Consider the following 19,150-nt stretch of genomic DNA (forward strand, 5'->3'; position numbering starts at 1 on the left):
GTCTGGCGTCCGACAAGGATAGAACTAAAGGAACCAAGGTCCAGGCGGGGGCCGCTGATGAACAAACTCAATACCGGGAAACTCAACGCGTGGGTCGCGGGCATGTTCGTGGTGCTGATCGTCGCGATCGTGCTGCTGTTCGCCAACTTCGCGTACCTGGGCACCCAGACCAACTACGACAACCAGTACCAGGGCCAGGCCACCGAGCTGCGCATCCTCTCGCAGCAGCTGGCCAAGAGCGCCAGTGAGGCCGCCACCGGCAAGGCCGAGGCCTTCAAGGACCTGCGTCAGGCGCGTGCCGAGTTCGAGCGCCGCCTGAACATCCTGCGCAGCGGTGATCCGCAGACCGGCCTGCCGCCTTCGCCGGCGATCCTCGGTCCGCGTCTGGATACCCTGGAGTCCCAGTGGGAGAACCAGCGCAAGCAGGTCGACAGCATGCTCGGCAGCGAGCAGACCGTGCTGTCCCTGCACCAGCTGTCCGGCGCCCTGGCCGATACCATTCCCCAATTGCAGGTCGAGAACGAAGAGATCGTCGACATCCTGATCGAGCGCGGCGCGCCCGCCAGTCAGGTGGTGGTGGCCCAGCGTCAGGCACTGCTCGCCGAGCGAATCCTCGGCGCCATCAACAAGATCCTCACCGGCGACGAAGCCGCTGTGCAGGCTGCCGACAGCTTTGGTCGCGACGCCAGCCTGTTCGGCCGGGTGCTCAAGGCCATGCGTGAAGGCAATGCCTCCATGGGCATCACCAAGATCACCGACCCCGAGGCGGTCGGCCGCCTCAACGAAGCCAACAAGCTGTTCGAATTCGTCTCCGGCAACGTCGACGAGATTCTCGCCACCTCACCCGAGCTGCTGCAGATCCGTTCCGCCGTGGGCCTGATCTATCGCGGCTCCCAGGCGCTGCTCGGTTCCGCCTCCGACCTCAGTGGCAGTTATGCCTCCCTGGCCCAGAGCCGCAAGATCAACACCGTGGGCAGCTACCTGCTGGTGTTCATCGCCCTCGGCGCCATCCTCTGCATCGGCTATATCCTGGTCCGCGACACCCGCCGCCGCCTGGCCGAGACCGACGAGAAGAACCAGCGCAACCAGACCGCCATTCTGCGCCTGCTGGACGAGATCGCCGACCTGGCCGACGGTGACCTGACCGTGCAGGCCACGGTGACCGAAGACTTCACCGGCGCCATCGCCGACTCCATCAACTACTCCATCGACCAGCTGCGCGAACTGGTGGAAACCATCAACCAGACCGCTGTCCAGGTGGCCGCCGCCGCCCAGGAGTCCCAGGACACCGCCACGGTGCTGGCCGAGGCCTCGGAACACCAGGCCCAGGAAATCGCCGGGGCTTCCGCGGCGATCAACGAGATGGCCGTGTCCATCGACCAGGTATCCACCAACGCCTCCGAATCCACCGCGGTGGCGGAGCGCTCCGTGGCCATTGCCAACAAGGGCAACCAGGTCGTGCACAACACCATCATCGGCATGGACAGCATTCGCGAGCAGATCCAGGACACCGCCAAGCGGATCAAGCGCCTGGGCGAATCGTCCCAGGAGATCGGCGACATCGTCGGCCTGATCAACGACATCGCCGACCAGACCAACATCCTGGCCCTGAACGCCGCCATCCAGGCCTCCATGGCCGGTGACGCCGGCCGCGGCTTCGCCGTGGTCGCCGACGAGGTCCAGCGCCTCGCCGAGCGTTCCTCGGGCGCCACCAAGCAGATCGAGGCCCTGGTCAAGGCGATCCAGACCGACACCAACGAAGCGGTCATCTCCATGGAGCAGACCACCTCGGAAGTGGTACGCGGGGCCGCCCTGGCCCAGGACGCCGGTGTGGCCCTGGAAGAGATCGAGAAGGTTTCCCAGAGCCTGGCCGGGCTGATTCAGAACATCTCCAACGCCGCGCGCCAGCAGTCCTCGTCCGCCAGCCACATCTCCAGCACCATGAACGTGATTCAGGAGATCACCTCGCAGACCTCGACCGGTACCACCGCCACCGCGCGCAGCATCGGCGAGCTGGCCAAGCTGGCCAGCGAGATGCGGCGTTCGGTTTCGGGCTTCAATCTGCCGAACGAGCAGCCGCTGGGCTGAACACAGCGGCCACATCGTGGTGTGGCGAGGGGGAGACGGGGTGGGGGAGTCGAGTTGGGCGTTGCGCCGTGCTCCCGAGCTGCCGGATGCGGACTTCGAGCGTTGGCGACAGTTGCTGGAAACCCGCGCCGGCATGGTGCTGGACGATCGCCAGCGCAGCTTTCTGCAGATCCAGCTGGCCGCGCGCATGCGCGAACTGACGATCGCGGACTACGACAGCTACTACCAGGTCGTCTGCGCCGGCATCGGCGGGCGCATCGAATGGGTTCGGCTGCTCGACCGCCTGACCATCCAGGCCACCCGCTTCTTTCGCCATCCGCCGTCCTTCGCGCTGCTGGAAACCTATGTGAACGAGTTCGCCAAGACCGCCGAGGGCGATAGCCTGACCCTCTGGAGCCTGGGGTGTGCCAGTGGCGAGGAAGCCTTTTCGATGGCCATCAGCACCGCCGAAGTGCTCACGCGGCAGACGCGCCCGCTGACGTTCGCCCTGACCGGTACCGACATCAGCAGCGAAGCCCTGCGCCAGGCGCGGCAGGGCACCTACAGCCTGCAGCGCCTGGCCGGGGTGCCGCCCGCCCTGCGCGAGCGGTATTTTCGTCCGCGCAGCGATGGCAACTTCGAGGTCGCCGCCGGCTTGATGGAGCGACTGTGCTTTGCCCGGCTCAATGTGCTGGAACTGGGCCAGGCCCCCTTGCAGGGGCTCAACGTCATTTTTTGTCAGAACTTGCTGATTTATTTCCGCCGCTGGCTGCGTCGAGACCTGCTCAACCAGCTGGTCCAGCGGCTTGCACCGGGTGGGCTCTTGGTCCTGGGTGTCGGTGAGGTGAGCAATTGGAGCCACCCGCAACTGATACCCGTCGATCATCCCGAAGTCCTGGCGTTCACCCGCCAGCTGGACCACCCGGCATGACAGGAGCCGAGATGATCGATCGACACGACTACGTAGCCCTCGAGTGGGTCAAGGGAGAGATCGCCGAAACCTTGCAGCAGGCCCGCAAGGCGCTCGAGGCGTTCGTCGACAACCCGCACGACCGTAGCCGCCTGGGTTTTTGTCGGACCTATGTGCATCAGGTCTACGGCACCTTGCAGATGGTGGAGTTCTACGGCGCCGCGCTGCTCGCCGAAGAGATGGAGCTGTTGCTGCAGGCCCTCCATGAAGAGCGGGTGAACAGCTCCGACGAGGCGCTGGAAGTGCTGATGCAGGCCATCCTGCAGGTACCGCCCTATCTGGATCGGGTTCTTGAAGCCCGCCGCGATCTGCCTCTGGCCATCCTGCCACTCCTCAACGACCTGCGTTCGGCGCGCGGCGAGAAGCTGCTCTCCGAGACCAGCCTGTTCTCTCCGGATCTCTCCGCCACGCCGCTGTCGCTGAGCGACGCCGAACTGGCCGACCGCGCCGCGCCGGACTGGCTGCCGCGCTTGCGCAAGTTGCGCCAGGCGCTGCAGGGCGCCCAGGTCGGGCTGTTCCGCGACCGCGATGTCCAGCTGCACCTGGATTACCTGCTGCGGGTGTTCGAGCGCCTGGACCAGCTCTGCGCCGGTTCGCCCTTTGGCGCACTCTGGCCGGTGGCGGCAGGCCTCACCGAATTGCTGCAGGCCGGCGAGCTGGACAACAGCAGTTCGATCCGCGGCCTGTTGCGGCAACTGGATCGCGAACTCAAGCGACTCATCAGCGATGGGGTGACCACCCTCAACCAGCCGGCGCCGGCCGATCTGCTGAAGAATCTGCTGTTCTACCTGGCCAAGGCGCCGGTGCAGAGTCCGCGCATCGCCGCACTCAAGGCGCACTATCGCCTCGACGAGGCCCTGCCGGATGCCGAGCTGGTGGGTTTCGAACGCTCACGCATCGTCGGTCCGGATCGCGAAGCCATGCGCTCGGTGGTGACCGCGCTGTGCGAAGAGCTGGTGCAGATCAAGGACAGCCTGGACCTCTTCGTGCGCAGCGATCGCCAGCAGCCCGCCAGCCTGCGCGGTCTGCTGGCCCCGCTCAAGCAGATCGCCGATACCCTGGCGGTGCTGGGCTTCGGTCAGCCGCGCAAGGTGGTGCTCGAACAGCACGAAGCCGTCGCCGAACTGGCCGAGGGCGTGCGCGAGGCCAGCGACGCCGCCCTGATGGATATCGCCGGGGCGCTGCTCTATGTCGAAGCCACCCTGGCCGGCATGGTCAGCGGCAACGAGGTGGGCGATGCCGAAGAGAGCCGGCTGCCCACCACCGACATCGATCAGCTGCATCGGGTGGTGGTGCGCGAGGCGCGCAATGGCCTGGAGCAATCCAAGGATGCCATCATCGAGTTCATCGCCTCCCAGTGGAACCATGTCCACCTGGAGTCGGTGCCCCTGTTGCTGACCCAGGTCCGTGGCGGCCTGGCGATGATCCCGCTGGAACGGGCCGCGGGCCAGGTGCAGGCGGCCAACGACTACATCTGCCAGCAGCTGCTGGGCAAGCAGGCCGTGCCGGACTGGCAGAGCCTGGACACCCTGGCCGACGCCATCACCAGCGTCGAGTACTACCTGGAGCGCCTGGCGGAAGATCCCTCCACGCCCCACGACATGATCCTCGACATCGCCGACGAGAGTCTCATCGCCCTCGGCTATCCGCCCAGGGCGGCTGGCGACGGCGAGGCGGCGGCAGCGCCCCTGGCCTCCGGCGAGGTCGCGACGCCGGCTCTGGATCTGGATCTGCCGGAAGACCAGCCCCTGGTTGCGGAACCAGTGGACGAAGAGGCGCTGGAACTCACCGCCCTGCCGGTCGAGGAGCCTGCAGCGGCTGGCGAAGCCTCCCCTGCCGAACTCGAGCCAACCGCAGCGGAAGCGTCGCTGACCGCCGATCTTCTGGAGGCAGACGCGGCGGCCGAGGGGGCGGATGACGAGCCGCTCGGCGAGACCGCGCCCGCGCATGACGAACCCGAGGCGCTGCTGGCCGACAGCGAGGCGGACAGCCTGTCGCTGGCGACCGCCGATGCCGATGCCGATGTGATCGCCGAGGTATTGGCCGCGCCGGTCAGTCCCATCAACCCCCCGGCAGCGCAGGTGCCGCAAGCGCTGCTGCCGCCCGCCGCCGACGCCGAGCCGGTCGAGGACGAACTGCGCGAGGTCTTTATCGAAGAGGCCGGCGAGGTCCAGGCGGAGCTGGAACGCTGGCTGCCGATCTGGGAGGCCGAGCCCGAGCAGCGCACCGCCCTGAGTGAATTGCGGCGCAATTTTCACACCCTCAAGGGCAGTGGCCGCATGGTCCAGGCACTGGTCATCGGCGAATTGGCCTGGGCCCTGGAAAATCTGTTCAATCGCCGGCTGGACCACAGCGTCGCCCACAGCACCGCCCTGCAGACGGTGGTCGAGCAGACCTGCGCCCTGCTGCCGGAGCTGGTCGAGGAGTACGCCGAGAATCGTCAGCGGCAGCGTGACGACGTCGACTGGCTGGCCCACGCCGCTCATGCGCTGGCCCGTAACGAAGCCTTGCCCGAGCGTACCTCACCGGGCAGCGCAGCCGCCTCCGCGTCGGCGACGCTCCCCGAAGCGGAGGTGCTTGAGCCTGAGGTCGCGGCACCCGTCGCCGCCGAAGCCGATACCCAGCTGCTGGATATCTTCCGCACCGAGGCCCAGGCGCACCTGGAAACCGTGCGCCGCTTTCTCGAGCAGTCCGAAGCCGGCAGTGCCCAGCCGGTCTCCGACAATCTGCTGCGTGCCCTGCACACCCTCAAGGGCAGTGCCCATATGGCGGGCAGTTCGCCGATGGCCGAGCTGGCATCCGCGCTGGAACGGCTGGCCAAGGAATACAAGCTCGCCCATGTCGCCTTCGCCGAACCCGAGTGCGCCTTGCTGGCCCGGGGTGCCGAGTTGCTGGAGCAGCGCCTGGGCGAACTCGACGAAGGGGCGCTGGCAACGCCGCTGGCAGGCGCGCCGGACGTCATCTCGTCCTGCGAAGCGCTGCTGGAGGAGCTGGATCCCCAGTTGCCGCTGCCCGAGGCACCGCTGCCGGAGCAGCGTGACTTCCTGCGGCTGACCGATTTCCTGATGCCCGGAATGGACCTGTTGCTGGAGGCCGATGAGCGCCTGCATGCCTGGCGGACCGGTGGTGACCAGGCGGCCTGCGCGGACCTGCTGGCCGAGCGGCTGAATACCTTTGCCGATGGGGCCGCCCGGGTCGGACTGGCCGATGTCGAGCAACTCGCTGAAGCGCTGCAGGTGGTTTATGCCGCCGCGGCGAGCGGTTCGCTGCCCGCCGACGAGGCCTTCTTCCGCGAAGCGGCAGAGGCCCAGGAAGCCCTGATCAGCATGCTCAACCAGCTGGCCGGTGGCATGCGGGCCACGCCGAGCGAAGAGCGGATACAGGGCCTGCGCGGCCTGCTGGCCGGCATTCTCGCCGGGTTGCCAATGGCTGCCACCAATCTGCTGGCCGAGCCCGAACCCGAAGAGCTTTTCGATCCGGCAACGGCCACGCCGGTCGCACCCGAGCTGGCGCTGGACGTCGAATTGCCCGCCGAAGCCGAAGCCGAAGCCGAAGCCGAAGCCGAAGCCGAAGCCGAAGCCGAAGCCGAAGCCGAAGCCGAGCCTGAGCTGGAGTCGCTGAATCAGCCGGAAGAGCTGCTGCCACCTTTGGTGGACAGCGAGCCGGCGGATGCCGTCGAGGTCGAGCCCGAGGCTGCCGAGCCCGTCGATCCGGAGATGCAGCTGATCTTCCTCGAGGAAGCCCAGGATCTGCTGGACAGCGCCGACCGGGCCCTGAAGCGTTGGCTGGTGGAGCCGCAGCAGCGCTTCCACCTTGGCACCCTGCAGCGCGATCTGCATACCCTCAAGGGCGGCGCCCATCTCGCCGGGGTGATGCCGGTCGCGCGTCTGGCGACGGAGCTGGACGCCATCTACGAAGGCCTGCTCGATGGCCGTCTCGCCGGTGGCGCCGAACTGGGCAACCCCCTGCGTGACGCCCATGGCTGCCTCGCCGCGCAGCTCGAAGAGCTGGCGGCGGGTGACCCGGTCAGTGAGCATGGCGAGCAGGTCGAGCGCCTGCAGCGCATCCGTACCGGCCATCTCGATGAACGGCTGGGGTCGGACGCCGCCGGGTCTACCCCAGGCGAGTTTGAGCTCGGCGAAGCCATCGCGGACCAGCCGACGGCTGCGGAGTCGTCGCTGTGTGCGCCGACGCCCCTGGCCGCCGCGCCGGAGTCGGACGAGGGACCCGACGCCGAGTTGCTGGCCATCTACATCGAAGAGAGTCGCGACCTGCTCGACAGCATGGCGAACTCGCTGCGCGCCTGGGAAGCCGAACCGCACAACAGTCTCGAACTGGAATCCCTGCTGCGCGACCTGCATACCCTCAAGGGCGGTGCGCGCCTGGCCGAGGTGGATGCCATCGGCGATCTGGCCCATGCCCTGGAGGCCTTCTACGAGGGTCTGGCGCGGGGAAGGATCAAGCCCGGTGCCGACCTGGGCAGTCTGCTGCAGCGCTGCCACGATCGTCTGCACGAACAACTCGAAGCCCTGGCCCAGGGGCAGGCTTCGGCGCCGGCTGGCGACCTGATCGAGGCCTTGCGTGACTACCGCGGCGAGCCGCTGGCGGCCGGCGTGACGGCCGCGCCCGTGGTTGCCGCACCGGTCTTCGACGCCGACACCGATGCGGAAATCCTCGAAATCTTCATGGAGGAAGCCCAGGACCTGCTGGTCAGCATGGACGAGGCCCTGGCGAACTGGCCGGCCGCGCCCGACGTGGCGGTGGACGAGTTGCTGCGCTGCCTGCATACCCTCAAGGGTGGTGCGCGCCTGGCCGGTCTGCACGGCCTGGGTGAGCAGGCCCATGAGCTGGAACAGCAACTGGCGGAATTGCGCTCGCTCGCCGTGGGATTGAGCGAGGACGATCGCGAGCGGGTACGCGCCCTGGCGACCCAGGGGGTCGACGGACTGCAGCTGGCGGTCGCCCAGCTGGCACTACCGGCCGCCGCTCCGGCGAGTACGTCCCCGGTGCCGGTCGAGACGGCCGAAGCCGAAGCCGAAGCCGAAGCCGAAGTCGCGATCGAGTCTGATCTGCCGGCGGCCGCGGACCTGGCCGGGGATGACGAGACGCCAGGCCCAGACGCCGAGTCCGGCGTCGCGAGCCCGTTCGCCGCATCGCCTGAGCCGACCAGTACCACGGCACCGGTCATGGTGGCGGCCGAGACGCCTGCGCCAGCGGCTGCGCCGCTGCCGTTCGTGCAGCGCCTGCAGCAGGTCCGCCAGCAGGCGGCGCAGCGGCGCTCTTCCCAGGAACTGGTGCGGGTACCGGCCGCGTTGCTGGAACAGCTGGTCAACCTGGCGGGCGAGACCTCGATCTTCCGCGGCCGCGTCGAACAGCAGGTCAGCGACATCGGTACCACCCTCGGCGAGATGGAAGCCACCATCGAGCGGGTCCGCGATCAGCTGCGCCGGCTGGATACCGAGACCCAGGCGCAGATCATCAGTCGCCACCACGAAGACGTGGATCGCGCCGGCTACGAGGATTTCGACCCCCTGGAGCTGGATCGCTATTCCCAGCTGCAGCAGCTGTCCCGGGCGCTGTTCGAATCGGCTTCCGACCTCCTGGATCTGAAGAACACCCTGGGCCAGCGCAATCGCGATGCCGAGACCCTGCTGCTGCAACAGGCGCGGGTCAACACCGAGTTGCAGGAAAGCCTCATGCAGACCCGCATGGTGCCTTTCGAGCGCATGGTGCCGCGACTGCACCGGGTGGTACGCCAGGTCAGCGCCGAACTGGACAAGCCGATCGAGCTGCGCGTCGACAACGCCGAAGGCGAGCTGGACCGCACGGTGCTGGAGCGGATCATTCCGCCGCTGGAGCACATGCTGCGCAACGCCATCGACCACGGGGTCGAGGACGCCGCCGGGCGCCAGCGCGCCGGCAAACCGGCCGAGGGCGTGATCAGCCTGGATCTGCGCCGTGAAGGCGGCGACATCATCCTGACCCTGGCCGATGACGGCCGGGGCATCGACCTGGCCGCGGTGCGCCGCAAGGCCATCGAGCGCGGCCTGATGGCGGAGGACGCGCAACTCACCGATCAGGACCTGCTGCAGTTCATCCTCGAATCCGGCTTCTCCACGGCGCCGACCGTCACCCAGATTTCCGGGCGGGGCGTGGGCATGGACGTGGTGCACCAGGAGGTGAAGCAACTCGGCGGCAACATGGACATCCACAGCGTGGCGGGCGAGGGGACGCGCTTCACCATCCGCCTGCCGTTCACCGTGTCGGTGAACCGCGCGCTCATGGTGCATGCCGGCGATGACCTCTATGCCGTGCCGCTGAACACCATCGAGGGTATCGTGCGGGTGACCGCGGCCGATCTCGAGCGCTATTACCGCCCGGGGGCGACGACCTTCGAATACGGCGGCCAGCACTATGACCTGCGCTACCTGGGCCATCTGCTCAACAACGGCCAGCAGCCCAAGCTGAGCGGCCAGAGCCTGCCGCTGCCGGTAGTGCTGGTGCGTTCCGCCGAATACGCGGTCGCCGTGCAGGTGGATGCGGTGGCCGGCTCGCGGGAGATCGTGGTGAAGAGCCTCGGTCCGCAATTCGCCGGGGTACCGGGCCTGTCCGGTGCCACCCTGCTGGGGGACGGGCGCGTGGTGGTGATTCTCGACCTGCTGGCGATGATCCGCAGCCAGCGCGCCAGCGGCGAAGAGCTCGCCCGGCTGGCGCAGGGCCCGGCCACGGTGGCCGAGGTCACCCGGCCGGCGCTGGTCATGGTGGTGGACGATTCGGTCACGGTGCGCAAGGTCACCAGCCGCCTGCTGGAACGCCACGGCATGGAAGTCTTCACCGCCAAGGACGGGGTGGATGCCATCGCCCAGTTGCAGGAGCGGCAGCCGGACATCCTGCTGCTGGACATCGAGATGCCACGCATGGACGGCTTCGAGGTGGCGACCCTGGTGCGCCATGACCCGCGCCTCAAGGACCTGCCGATCGTGATGATCACCTCCCGAACCGGGGAAAAGCACCGCGAGCGGGCGCTGAGCCTGGGCGTGAACGAATACCTGGGCAAGCCCTACCAGGAGAGCGAACTCCTGGCCCACATCCATCGGTTGGTCAGGCAAGATGACTGAGATGCACACCGCCCGCGTCGCCATCCTGGCCGACAGTCCGCTGCAGCGCCACGTGCTGCAGCAGGTGCTGGCCGACAATGGCTATCACGTCGTCCTCAACAGCGATCCGGAGCGCTTCGACGAAGCGGCCTGGCCCACGGTCGCGACCGACCTGTGGCTGATCGACCTGAGCCAGACGGAGGAGTCGCCACTGGTGGACGCGCTGCTGGAGGGGGCCGAGGTGCCCATCCTGTTCGGCGAAGGCCAGGCTCCCGAGCGTTTCACCGACCCCTTCACCCAGTGGGAAAAGCGCCTGATCGGCAAGCTCAAGCGGCTGATCGGCGATCCGGTGGCGGCGGTCGGCCCGGCCCTGGAAACCCTGCTGCAGGACCAGCCGCGACCGCCGCGCCTGACCCTGCCGGAACCCCTGGCCAATCTGCCGCTGCCAGCCGGCGATCCGGCCCCCGAGGTCTGGTTGCTGGCCGCGTCCCTGGGCGGTCCGGCGGCGGTGAAGGCCTTTCTCGATGCCCTGCCGGGCGGTCTGCCGGTCGGCTTCCTCTATGCCCAGCACATCGGCGACGGCTTTGCCGCCAGCCTGCTGCGCGCGGTCGGCCGGCACAGCCAATGGCATATCCAGGGCGCGCGCCCGGGTGAGCCGGTACGCTGCGGCGAGGTGGTGGTGGTGCCGACCCAGCAGGAGCTGACCTTTCGCGCCTCTGGTGCCCTGGACATCGTCGAGCGCGCCTGGCCCGAGCCCTATACGCCGTCGATCAGCCAGATGATGCTCAATCTGGCGCAGCACTTCGGCGCGCGCTGTGGGGTCATCGTCTTCAGCGGCATGGGCAACGACGGCACCGCTTCGGCGCCCTATGTGCGGCGTCGCGGTGGCACGCTCTGGACCCAGTCGGCGAGCACCTGCATCGCCCCGAGCATGCCGGAAAGCCTGCGCGAATCGGGTCTTGCGACCCTTACCGCCGATCCCCGCGGCCTGGCCGAAGCCCTGGTGGCGCGCCTGGCCGAGCAGCGAAGCTAAAGGAATTCCCCATGTCGACCGCCGCTCCCGCCGAACACCTGACCGGTCTGCTGCTGACCCTGGCCGATCGTACCCTGCTGCTGCCCAACGCGGCGGTCGCCGAGCTGGTGCCCTGTCGCGAGATCCGGCCGCTGCCGGTGCAGCCGGACTGGTGCCTGGGCCAGGTCGCCTGGCGCGATCTGCGCCTGCCGCTGATCAGTTTCGAAGCGCTGTCCAGCGGCAGTGCCGCGCAATTCGATGGCGATCGCCATGCGCGGGTGGCCATCCTCAACGCCCTGGGTGGGCGTGAGCGGGTGCGCTTCCTGGCGCTGCTGATCCGCAGCATTCCGCGCTCGTTGCGCATCACCCCGGAGCTGGTCGCCGCCGAGGTGCCCCTGGCCGCCCTGGAGCTGGGCGCCGTGGCCTACGAAGGCGGCACGGCGCGCATTCCCGATCTGATCGGCGTAGAAGAACGGCTGGCCGCTGCTGGTGTGTTCTAGGACTGCCGGGTGAGGCGTATCTTGCCGTTTTCATCCAGGCTGACAGCGACTCCGCGGTAATCCGCCAGGGTCGGCAGCCCCAGGTCCAGCGGCTGGCGATGGGTCGCGGTGATGGCCACGGCATCGGCGCCGGCCGCCTTGGCCGCGGCAAAGCCGGCGTGGGCATCCTCGAACACCAGGCAGTCGCCGATCGCCACTCCCAGCTTGCGCGCACCCGCCAGGAAGCAGTCCGGCGCGGGCTTGCCCTGGGTGACGTCTTCGGCGCAGATCATCACCGGCGGCAGGGCCATGCCGGCCGCGGCGAGCCGCACTTCCGCCAGCCGGCGCGAGGCCGAGGTGACCAGCGCCCAGCTGCCGGTTGGCAGACTGGCGAGGAAGGCCGCCGCGCCGGGGATTTCCTGGATGTCGGCGACGTCGGCGATCTCCAGTTCGGTGATGGCGCGGGTCTCGGCGTCGATGTCCGCGCCCGCCGGAGCGAAGCGTTGCACCGTTTCCACGGCCCGCACTCCGTGCATCACGGCGAGGACGTCCGCCGGATCGAGGCCGTGGCCGAGTGCCCAGGTGCTCCAGGCGCGTTCGGCGGAGGCCACGCTGGTGAGCAGGGTGCCGTCCATGTCGAACAGGAAGGCGGCGTAGGGGCGAGAGGGCAGGGTCATCCGGGGCTCCAAAACTATCCGTGGGGAAGGGACGGACCGCCGTGGGCAGCGGCCCGCGGGCAGATCAGGGGGTCTGGAAATCACCCCAGAGTTGCTGGGCCACACTCAGGGCCACCACCGGGGCGGTCTCGGTGCGCAGCACCCGCGGTCCCAGGCGGGCCGGCTGGAAACCAGCGGCGCGGGCGGCCGTGACTTCGGCCTCGCTCAGGCCGCCTTCCGGGCCGATCAGCAGGGCCAGGCGGGTGGGGCGGGCATGGCTTTCCAGAGGCTCCGCCACCGGGTGCAGGACCAGCTTGAGATCGGCGTCCAGCCCGGCCTGCCAGTCGGCCAGCAGCTGCGGCGGATGGATCAGCGGCACCGTGGAGCGACCGCACTGTTCGCAGGCGCTGATGGCGACCTGGCGCCAGTGCTGCAGGCGCTTGTCGGCGCGTTCATCCTTGAGGCGCACCTCGCAGCGTTCGCTGACCAGCGGGGTGATCTCGGCCACGCCCAGTTCGGTGGCCTTCTGGATCGCCCAGTCCATGCGCTCGCCGCGGGACAGGCCCTGGCCGAGGTGGATGCGCAGCGGCGAATCGGGTTGGCCGGGCAGTTCCTCGGTCAGCTCGACGCTGAGGGTCTTCTTGCCCACCGCGGTGACCTGGCCGAGGTATTCGCGGCCGCTGCCGTCGAACAATTGCATGGCATCCCCCGGCGCCAGGCGCAGCACGCGGCCCAGGTAGTGGGCCTGAGCCTCGGGCAGGTCGAGGTGGCCGAGGGCCAGGGGCAGGTCGAGGTGGCAGCGGGTTAGACGCATGGCGGACTCCAGATCAGCCGGGATCGCGGTGGTTGGGGTGCAGGTCGCTCAGGGCGACGCTGACCGAGGTGCGGGTGGCAAGCTCGATGCCTTCGCTCGCCACCTCGGCGAGGAAGTCGATCTGCTCGGGGGTGATGACATAGGGCGGCAGGAAGTAGACCACGTTGCCCAGGGGTCGCAACAGGGCGCCACGGGAGAGGGCGTGCTGATAGACGGCGAGACCGCGGCGCTCCTGCCAGGGGTAGGGCGTACGGCGGGCCTTGTCGGCGCTCATCTCGATGGCCAGGGCCATGCCGGTCTGGCGCACCTCGCCCACGTGGGGATGATCGACCAGGTGCGCGGTGGCCTCGGCCATGCGCCGGGCCAGGGGCTTGTTGGCCTCGATGACGTCGTCCTGGGCGAAGATGTCCAGGGTCGCCAGGGCGGCGGCGCAGGCCAGCGGATTGCCGGTGTAGCTGTGGGAATGCAGGAAGGCGCGCAGGGTGTGGTAGTCGTCGTAGAAGGCCTGGTAGACCGCATCGGTGGTGAGGCAGGCGGCCAGCGGCAGGTAGCCGCCGGTGAGGGCCTTGGACAGGCAGAGGAAATCCGGACGGATGCCGGCCTGCTCGCAGGCGAACATCGTCCCGGTGCGACCGAAGCCCACGGCGATCTCGTCGTGGATCAGGTGCACGCCATAGCGATCGCAGGCCTCGCGCAGGAGGCGCAGATAGACCGGGTGGTACATGCGCATGCCGGTGGCGCCCTGGATCAGCGGCTCGACGATGACCGCGGCGACGCTGGCGTGGTGCTCGGCCAGGGTGCGCTCCATGTGCGCGAACATCTGCCGCGAATGCGCTTCCCAGTCCATGCCCTCGGGGCGCAGGTAGCAATCGGGACTGGGCACCTTGAGGGTGTCCAGCAAGAGACCCTGGTAGGTCTCGGTGAACAGCGCCACGTCACCCACCGACATGGCCGCGACCGTCTCGCCGTGGTAGCTGTTGGTCAGGGTGACGAAGCGGCGCTTTTCCGGCTGGCCCACGTTGCGCCAGTAGTGGTAGCTCATCTTCAAGGCCACCTCGATGCACGAGGAGCCGTTGTCGGCATAGAACACCCGGTCGAGGCCGGCCGGGGTCAGGGCGACCAGGCGCTCGGACAGTTCGATCACCGGCTGGTGGCTGAAGCCGGCGAGGATGACGTGCTCCAGCTGGTCGACCTGGGCCTTGATGCGCTCGTTGATGCGCGGATTGGCGTGGCCGAAGACATTGACCCACCAGGAACTGACGGCATCCAGGTAGCGCTTGCCGTCGAAGTCCTCCAGCCAGACGCCTTCGCCACGGCGGATCGGGATCACCGGCAGCTGCTCGTGATCCTTCATCTGGGTGCAGGGGTGCCAGAGCACCTCCAGGTCACGGCGCATCCAGTCGTGATTGGTCATTGGCGTCTCCTGGCGGCGGGCCCGGCGATAAAAAGGGGGCGCAAGCCTAAGCCAGGGCGCGCGACGGGAGCAAGGCGCGGGCCGATTGCCGGTCATGGCGCCGTCTGGTTGCCCCGGGGCCGCTGGCGTATGCTGCGCCACCGCCGTTTCCCGGTCCCAGGAGTCTAGAAAAGATGTCGTCGCGTTGGACAGGTTTTACCGTCTGCTTGGCAGCCGGCGTATTCGCTACCAGCCTGAGCGCAGGCGCTGCCGAGAAGGCCCATAAAGAGACGCACAAGGCGCCGGAAAAGGCTACCGCGGCACCCGTAGCGCCCAGTGGTCCCTCGGTGATCGTGGTCGGTGCCGGCATGGCCGGTCTGGCCTCGGCCTATGAACTGCAGCAGGCCGGCTGGAACGTGACCCTGCTGGAAGCCGGCGCGCGCGTCGGCGGTCGTTCCGGTCTCGCCTCCAGCGAATGGATCGGCGACACCAAGGCCCAGCCGGTGCTCAACCACTACCTGGACACCTTCAAGCTCAAGACCGTGGACGCGCCGTCCTTCGTGCGCACCCCGGGCTATCTGATCGAAGGCCAGTACTTTTCCCAGGAAGACCTGGCGCAGAAGATGCCGGCCGTGGCCGATGCCCTCAAACGCGTCGACAAGTCCCTGGACGATCTGGCTGCCGCCATCAGCGATCCGCTGCAGCCGACCGCCACCCCGACCCTGCACGCCCTCGACCAGATCAACGCCGCCACCTGGCTGGACAAGCAGAATCTGCCGCCGGTGGCGCGCCAGCTGATCAACCAGCGCATCCGCGTCCGCTACGACGAGCCCTCGCGGCTGTCGCTGCTCTATCTGGCCCAGCAGACCCGCGTCTATCGCGGCGTCGACGACAAGGACCTGCGCGCCTCCCGTCTGCCCGGTGGCAGCGAGGTGCTGGCCCAGGCCTTCGTCAAGCAGATCAAGACGATCAAGACTGACAACAAGGTCTCCAGCATCGTCCAGGACAAGGATGGTGTCGTGGTCAAGGCCGGTGCCACCGGCTACAAGGCCGACTACGTGGTGATGGCGGTGCCGCTGCGCGCCCTCGGCCAGGTGCAGATGACCCCGGCGCTGGATGCTACCCAGCAGGCGGCGATCAAGGGCACCACCTATGGCTGGCGCGACCAGATCCTGCTCAAGTTCAAGACCCCGGTGTGGGACAGCAAGTCGCGCATGAGCGGCGAGATCTACAGCGACCAGGGCCTGGGCATGCTGTGGGTGGAGCCGGACGTCAAGGGCGGCGCCAATGTGCTGGTTAACCTGGCCGGTGACAGCGCGCGTCTGGTGCAGGCCTTTGGCGACAAGCAGATGGTCGATCAGGTGCTGATCCGCTTCCACGCCTTCTACCCCAAGGCGCGGGGTGCCTTCTCCGGCTACGAAGTCCGTCGCTACAGCCGCGATCCGGGCGTGGGCGGTGCCTACCTGGCCTATGGTCCGGGCCAGATCACCCGCTACTGGCGGCTGTGGGAAAAGCCCGCCGGCCGGGTGATCTTCGCCGGCGAGCACACCGATCCGCTGCATCCGGGCACCCTGGAAGGCGCCCTGGCCAGCGGTCAGCGCGCTGCCGGTCAGGTCCGCGATCTCAAGGCCGGCAAGGCCGTGGTGCCGGTCGTGGCCAGTGCCAAGACCGCTGCCCAGCCGGCTGCTGCGCCCAAGGCCGCCGCCGCTGCGCCGGCCAAGGACAGTGGCGAGCACGGCTTCTTCTGGAAGCTGTTCCACTGGTCGTTCTGATCCCTGCCTGAGCCCGGGCGCTGCCATCGCGCAGCGTCTGGGTCGGAGCGGACGGGGCCTTCGCGCGCCGTCCGATCCATCGATTCCTTCGATATTGATTCGATACTTTTTCCGCTTTCCATCGATACGTTTGCGGCTAGGCTTAGGCAAAGCTTTTTCAGGAGAGAAAAGCGATGCACTGGCGCAACGATGGCCTTCGCTACGGTCTGGTAAGTCTGGTTCTGCATTGGGTCATGGCCCTGGCGATCGTCGCCATGTTCGCCTCCGGCCTGTGGATGCGCACCCTGGACTACTACGACACCTGGTACCACACCGCCCCCGAACTGCATAAGAGCGCCGGCATCCTCTCGCTGATCGCCCTGGTGCTGCGCCTGCTCTGGCGCCTGGTCAGTCCGCCGCCGCCGGTGGAGGGCAGCCCCCTGGTGCGCCGCGCCGCCGGTGCCGGGCACTTCCTGCTCTATGGGCTGATGCTCAGCGTCATGGTGGCCGGCTATCTGATCTCCACCGCCGATGGCGTGGCCATCGATGTCTTCGGCTGGTTCAAGGTTCCGGCGACCCTGAGCGGCCTGCCGGATCAGGCCGATACCGCCGGCAAGATCCACCTCTGGTTCGCCTGGACGCTGATCGTCCTGGCCGGTCTGCACGTGGTGGCCGCGCTCAAGCACCATTTCGTCGACCGCGACGGTACCCTGGTCCGCATGCTCGGTCGGGTCCACACTCCTTCCTGATGTTCGCTTCCCACCACCACCTGGAGCTCCATCCAATGCTGAAGAAAACCGTTGCCGCCCTGGCCCTGGGTACCGCTCTGCTGGGCGCTGGCCAGGCCATGGCCGCCGACTACAAGATCGACAAGCAGGGCCAGCACGCCTTCATCCAGTTCCGCATCCAGCACCTGGGCTACAGCTGGCTGTACGGCACCTTCAAGGACTTCGACGGCAACTTCAGCTTCGATGCCAAGGATCCGTCCGCCGACAAGGTCAAGGTGACCATCAACACCGACAGCGTCGACACCAACCACGCCGAGCGTGACAAGCACCTGCGCAGCGCCGACTTCCTCAACGTCGCCGCCCATCCCCAGGCCAGCTTCGAATCGACCAAGGTCACCCCCACCGGCGATGGCACCGCCGACGTCACCGGCAACCTGACCCTGAACGGCGTGACCAAGCCGGTCACCATCAAGGCCCACTTCATGGGCGAGGGCAAGGACCCGTGGGGTGGCTACCGCGCCGGCTTCGAGGGCACCACCACCCTCAAGCTCAAGGACTTCAACATCCAGAAGGACCTCGGCCCGAAATCCCAGGAAGTGGAATTCATGCTGTCCTTCGAAGGCGTGCGCCAGTAACGGGACGCCCGCAGGTTGTAACCAAAGATGCCGGATTCGTCCGGCATTTTTATGCCTGGTCGTTTTTGCCGACGAGGCAGGCGACACCGGGATTTCCCGGCAGAACTCGCCTCCCGCCTCATGGTCTGCTACCGAGGTCGGTCGCACTGGCCTGACTTTTATCGGCATAGCCGTTTTCACGAGACGTCGGAGTCGCCGGCGAGATACCCGAGTAAGGCGCTTGGGTTATTTACAAACAGTCGTGAACGTAAGTATATTTGTCTGATAATAATTCCTATGCTCGAGCCGGTGCGGATCCACAAGGCGCGCTGCGCATGCTCATTTCCCCGCTTTCAAGGACTTTTGATATGCAGATCAAGCCGGCGCATGCCTTTTTCGCTCCCGCCCTGCTGGCCGTGGCCCTGGCCCTGGGTGCCTGCGGCAAGCAGGACAACAAGGACCAGCAGCAACAGCAGCAGAAGCCCCCGGAGGTCGGGGTGGTGACGATGCAGCCTCGCACCGTCACCCTGACCGACGAATTGCCCGGGCGCACGTCCGCCTTCCGCATCGCCGAGGTGCGGCCGCAGGTGAGCGGCATCCTGCTCAAGCGCTATTTCACCGAAGGCGCCGACGTGAAGGCCGGCACCCAGCTCTATCAGATCGATCCGCGTACCTACGAGGCCAACGTCAATTCCGCCAAGGCCTCCCTGGCCCAGGCCCAGGCGACCCTGGCCTCCAACCGGCTCAAGGCCCAGCGCTATGGCGCCCTGGTCAAGGAGCAGGCGATCAGCAAGCAGGAAGCCGACGATGCGCTGTCCATGCAGCGGCAGAACGAAGCCCAGGTGGAATCGGCCAGGGCCGCGCTGCGCAACGCCGAGATCAACCTGGCCTATACCAAGGTCGCCGCGCCCATCTCCGGGCGCATCGGGCGCTCGATGATGACCGAAGGCGCCCTGGTCACCGCCGACCAGACCAGCGCCCTGACCAGCATCACCCAGCTCGATCCCATCTATGTCGACGTGACCCAGTCCGCCACCGATCTGCTGCGCCTGCGCCGCGAGCTGGACAGCGGTCAGCTGCAGAAGGTGCAGGGCGAGAACGCCGCCCAGGTCAAGCTGATGCTGGAAGACGGCACTGCCTACAGCCGTCCCGGCAAGCTCAAGTTCGCCGAGGTCTCGGTGGACCAGGGCACCGGCTCGGTGACCATCCGCGCCGAATTCCCCAACCCCGACAAGCTGCTGCTGCCCGGCATGTTCGTGCGTGCCGAGCTGCAATCCGGCGTGCGCCAGAATGCCCTGCTGGTGCCGCAACAGGGTGTGACCCGCGATCTCAAGGGCCAGCCCACCGCCATGGTGGTCAACGGCGAAGGCAAGGTCGAGCAGCGGATCCTCAAGACCGAGCGCACCGTCGGCGCCGAATGGCTGGTCACCGACGGCCTCAAGGCGGGTGACAAGGTCATCACCGAAGGTCTGCAGAAGATCAAGCCGGGTGCCACCGTCACCACCAAGCCGGCGAGCAACATCGCCTCCGCCGAGCAGAAGCCGGCGGGTCAGGGTCAGTAAGGGGAGC

At 67.6% G+C, this 19,150-nt stretch carries 12 protein-coding genes; 9 read left to right on the forward strand and 3 right to left on the reverse strand.

Annotated elements, in window-relative coordinates:
* The first annotated feature begins 57 nt into the window (after window positions 1-57).
* The 5 genes from OMP44_RS13150 (at window position 58) to OMP44_RS13170 (ending at window position 11,646) form a co-directional block, all read left to right on the forward strand.
* Entirely contained in the window at window positions 58-2,088 is a 2,031-nt protein-coding gene (locus tag OMP44_RS13150; RefSeq protein ID WP_280308746.1) for a methyl-accepting chemotaxis protein, read from the forward strand.
* A gap of 61 nt (window positions 2,089-2,149) precedes the next feature.
* Window positions 2,150-2,998 (forward strand): CheR family methyltransferase, encoded by an 849-nt coding sequence (locus OMP44_RS13155; protein WP_273860886.1) that lies wholly within the window; start codon window positions 2,150-2,152, stop codon window positions 2,996-2,998.
* Between the two features lie 11 nt (window positions 2,999-3,009).
* Window positions 3,010-10,155, forward strand: coding sequence for a hybrid sensor histidine kinase/response regulator (locus OMP44_RS13160; RefSeq protein WP_280308753.1), 7,146 nt, complete (start codon window positions 3,010-3,012; stop codon window positions 10,153-10,155).
* Window positions 10,148-11,167: a chemotaxis protein CheB gene (locus OMP44_RS13165; protein ID WP_273860884.1), complete on the forward strand. Its 1,020-nt coding sequence runs from the start codon at window positions 10,148-10,150 to the stop codon at window positions 11,165-11,167. The genes OMP44_RS13160 and OMP44_RS13165 overlap by 8 nt, the downstream gene beginning before the upstream one ends.
* 11 nt (window positions 11,168-11,178) lie before the next feature.
* The gene (locus tag OMP44_RS13170) at window positions 11,179-11,646 is read left to right on the forward strand and encodes a chemotaxis protein CheW (protein ID WP_007161686.1); all 468 of its coding nucleotides are present in this window, start codon (window positions 11,179-11,181) and stop codon (window positions 11,644-11,646) included.
* Here OMP44_RS13170 and OMP44_RS13175 read toward each other — a convergent pair.
* The 3 genes from OMP44_RS13175 to OMP44_RS13185 form a co-directional block, all read right to left on the reverse strand.
* Window positions 11,643-12,302 carry an HAD-IA family hydrolase gene (locus tag OMP44_RS13175; RefSeq protein WP_280308758.1) on the reverse strand — a complete coding sequence of 220 codons (660 nt, stop codon included), beginning with the start codon at window positions 12,300-12,302 and terminating at the stop codon, window positions 11,643-11,645. The two genes, OMP44_RS13170 and OMP44_RS13175, sit on opposite strands and share 4 nt — an antisense overlap.
* A gap of 64 nt (window positions 12,303-12,366) precedes the next feature.
* The gene (locus tag OMP44_RS13180; protein WP_273860882.1) at window positions 12,367-13,095 is read right to left on the reverse strand and encodes a 16S rRNA (uracil(1498)-N(3))-methyltransferase; all 729 of its coding nucleotides are present in this window, start codon (window positions 13,093-13,095) and stop codon (window positions 12,367-12,369) included.
* Between the two features lie 13 nt (window positions 13,096-13,108).
* The gene (locus OMP44_RS13185; RefSeq protein WP_133861439.1) at window positions 13,109-14,509 is read right to left on the reverse strand and encodes an adenosylmethionine--8-amino-7-oxononanoate transaminase; all 1,401 of its coding nucleotides are present in this window, start codon (window positions 14,507-14,509) and stop codon (window positions 13,109-13,111) included.
* A 173-nt stretch (window positions 14,510-14,682) separates the two neighbouring features.
* On the opposite strand from OMP44_RS13185, the gene OMP44_RS13190 reads away from it, so the two are divergent.
* From OMP44_RS13190 to OMP44_RS13205, 4 genes are all read left to right on the forward strand, one after another.
* Window positions 14,683-16,260, forward strand: coding sequence for a flavin monoamine oxidase family protein (locus OMP44_RS13190; RefSeq protein WP_187980356.1), 1,578 nt, complete (start codon window positions 14,683-14,685; stop codon window positions 16,258-16,260).
* 173 nt (window positions 16,261-16,433) lie between these two features.
* The gene (locus OMP44_RS13195) at window positions 16,434-16,988 is read left to right on the forward strand and encodes a cytochrome b (protein WP_280308763.1); all 555 of its coding nucleotides are present in this window, start codon (window positions 16,434-16,436) and stop codon (window positions 16,986-16,988) included.
* 35 nt (window positions 16,989-17,023) lie between these two features.
* Complete coding sequence (locus tag OMP44_RS13200; RefSeq protein WP_059313566.1) at window positions 17,024-17,602, forward strand: YceI family protein; 579 nt, start codon at window positions 17,024-17,026, stop codon at window positions 17,600-17,602.
* Between the two features lie 347 nt (window positions 17,603-17,949).
* Entirely contained in the window at window positions 17,950-19,143 is a 1,194-nt protein-coding gene (locus OMP44_RS13205; RefSeq protein WP_187980355.1) for an efflux RND transporter periplasmic adaptor subunit, read from the forward strand.
* The last annotated feature ends 7 nt before the right edge of the window (window positions 19,144-19,150 follow it).

It is taken from the genome of Pseudomonas flavocrustae (assembly GCF_029872515.1).
Lineage (GTDB): Bacteria > Pseudomonadota > Gammaproteobacteria > Pseudomonadales > Pseudomonadaceae > Chryseomonas > Chryseomonas aestiva.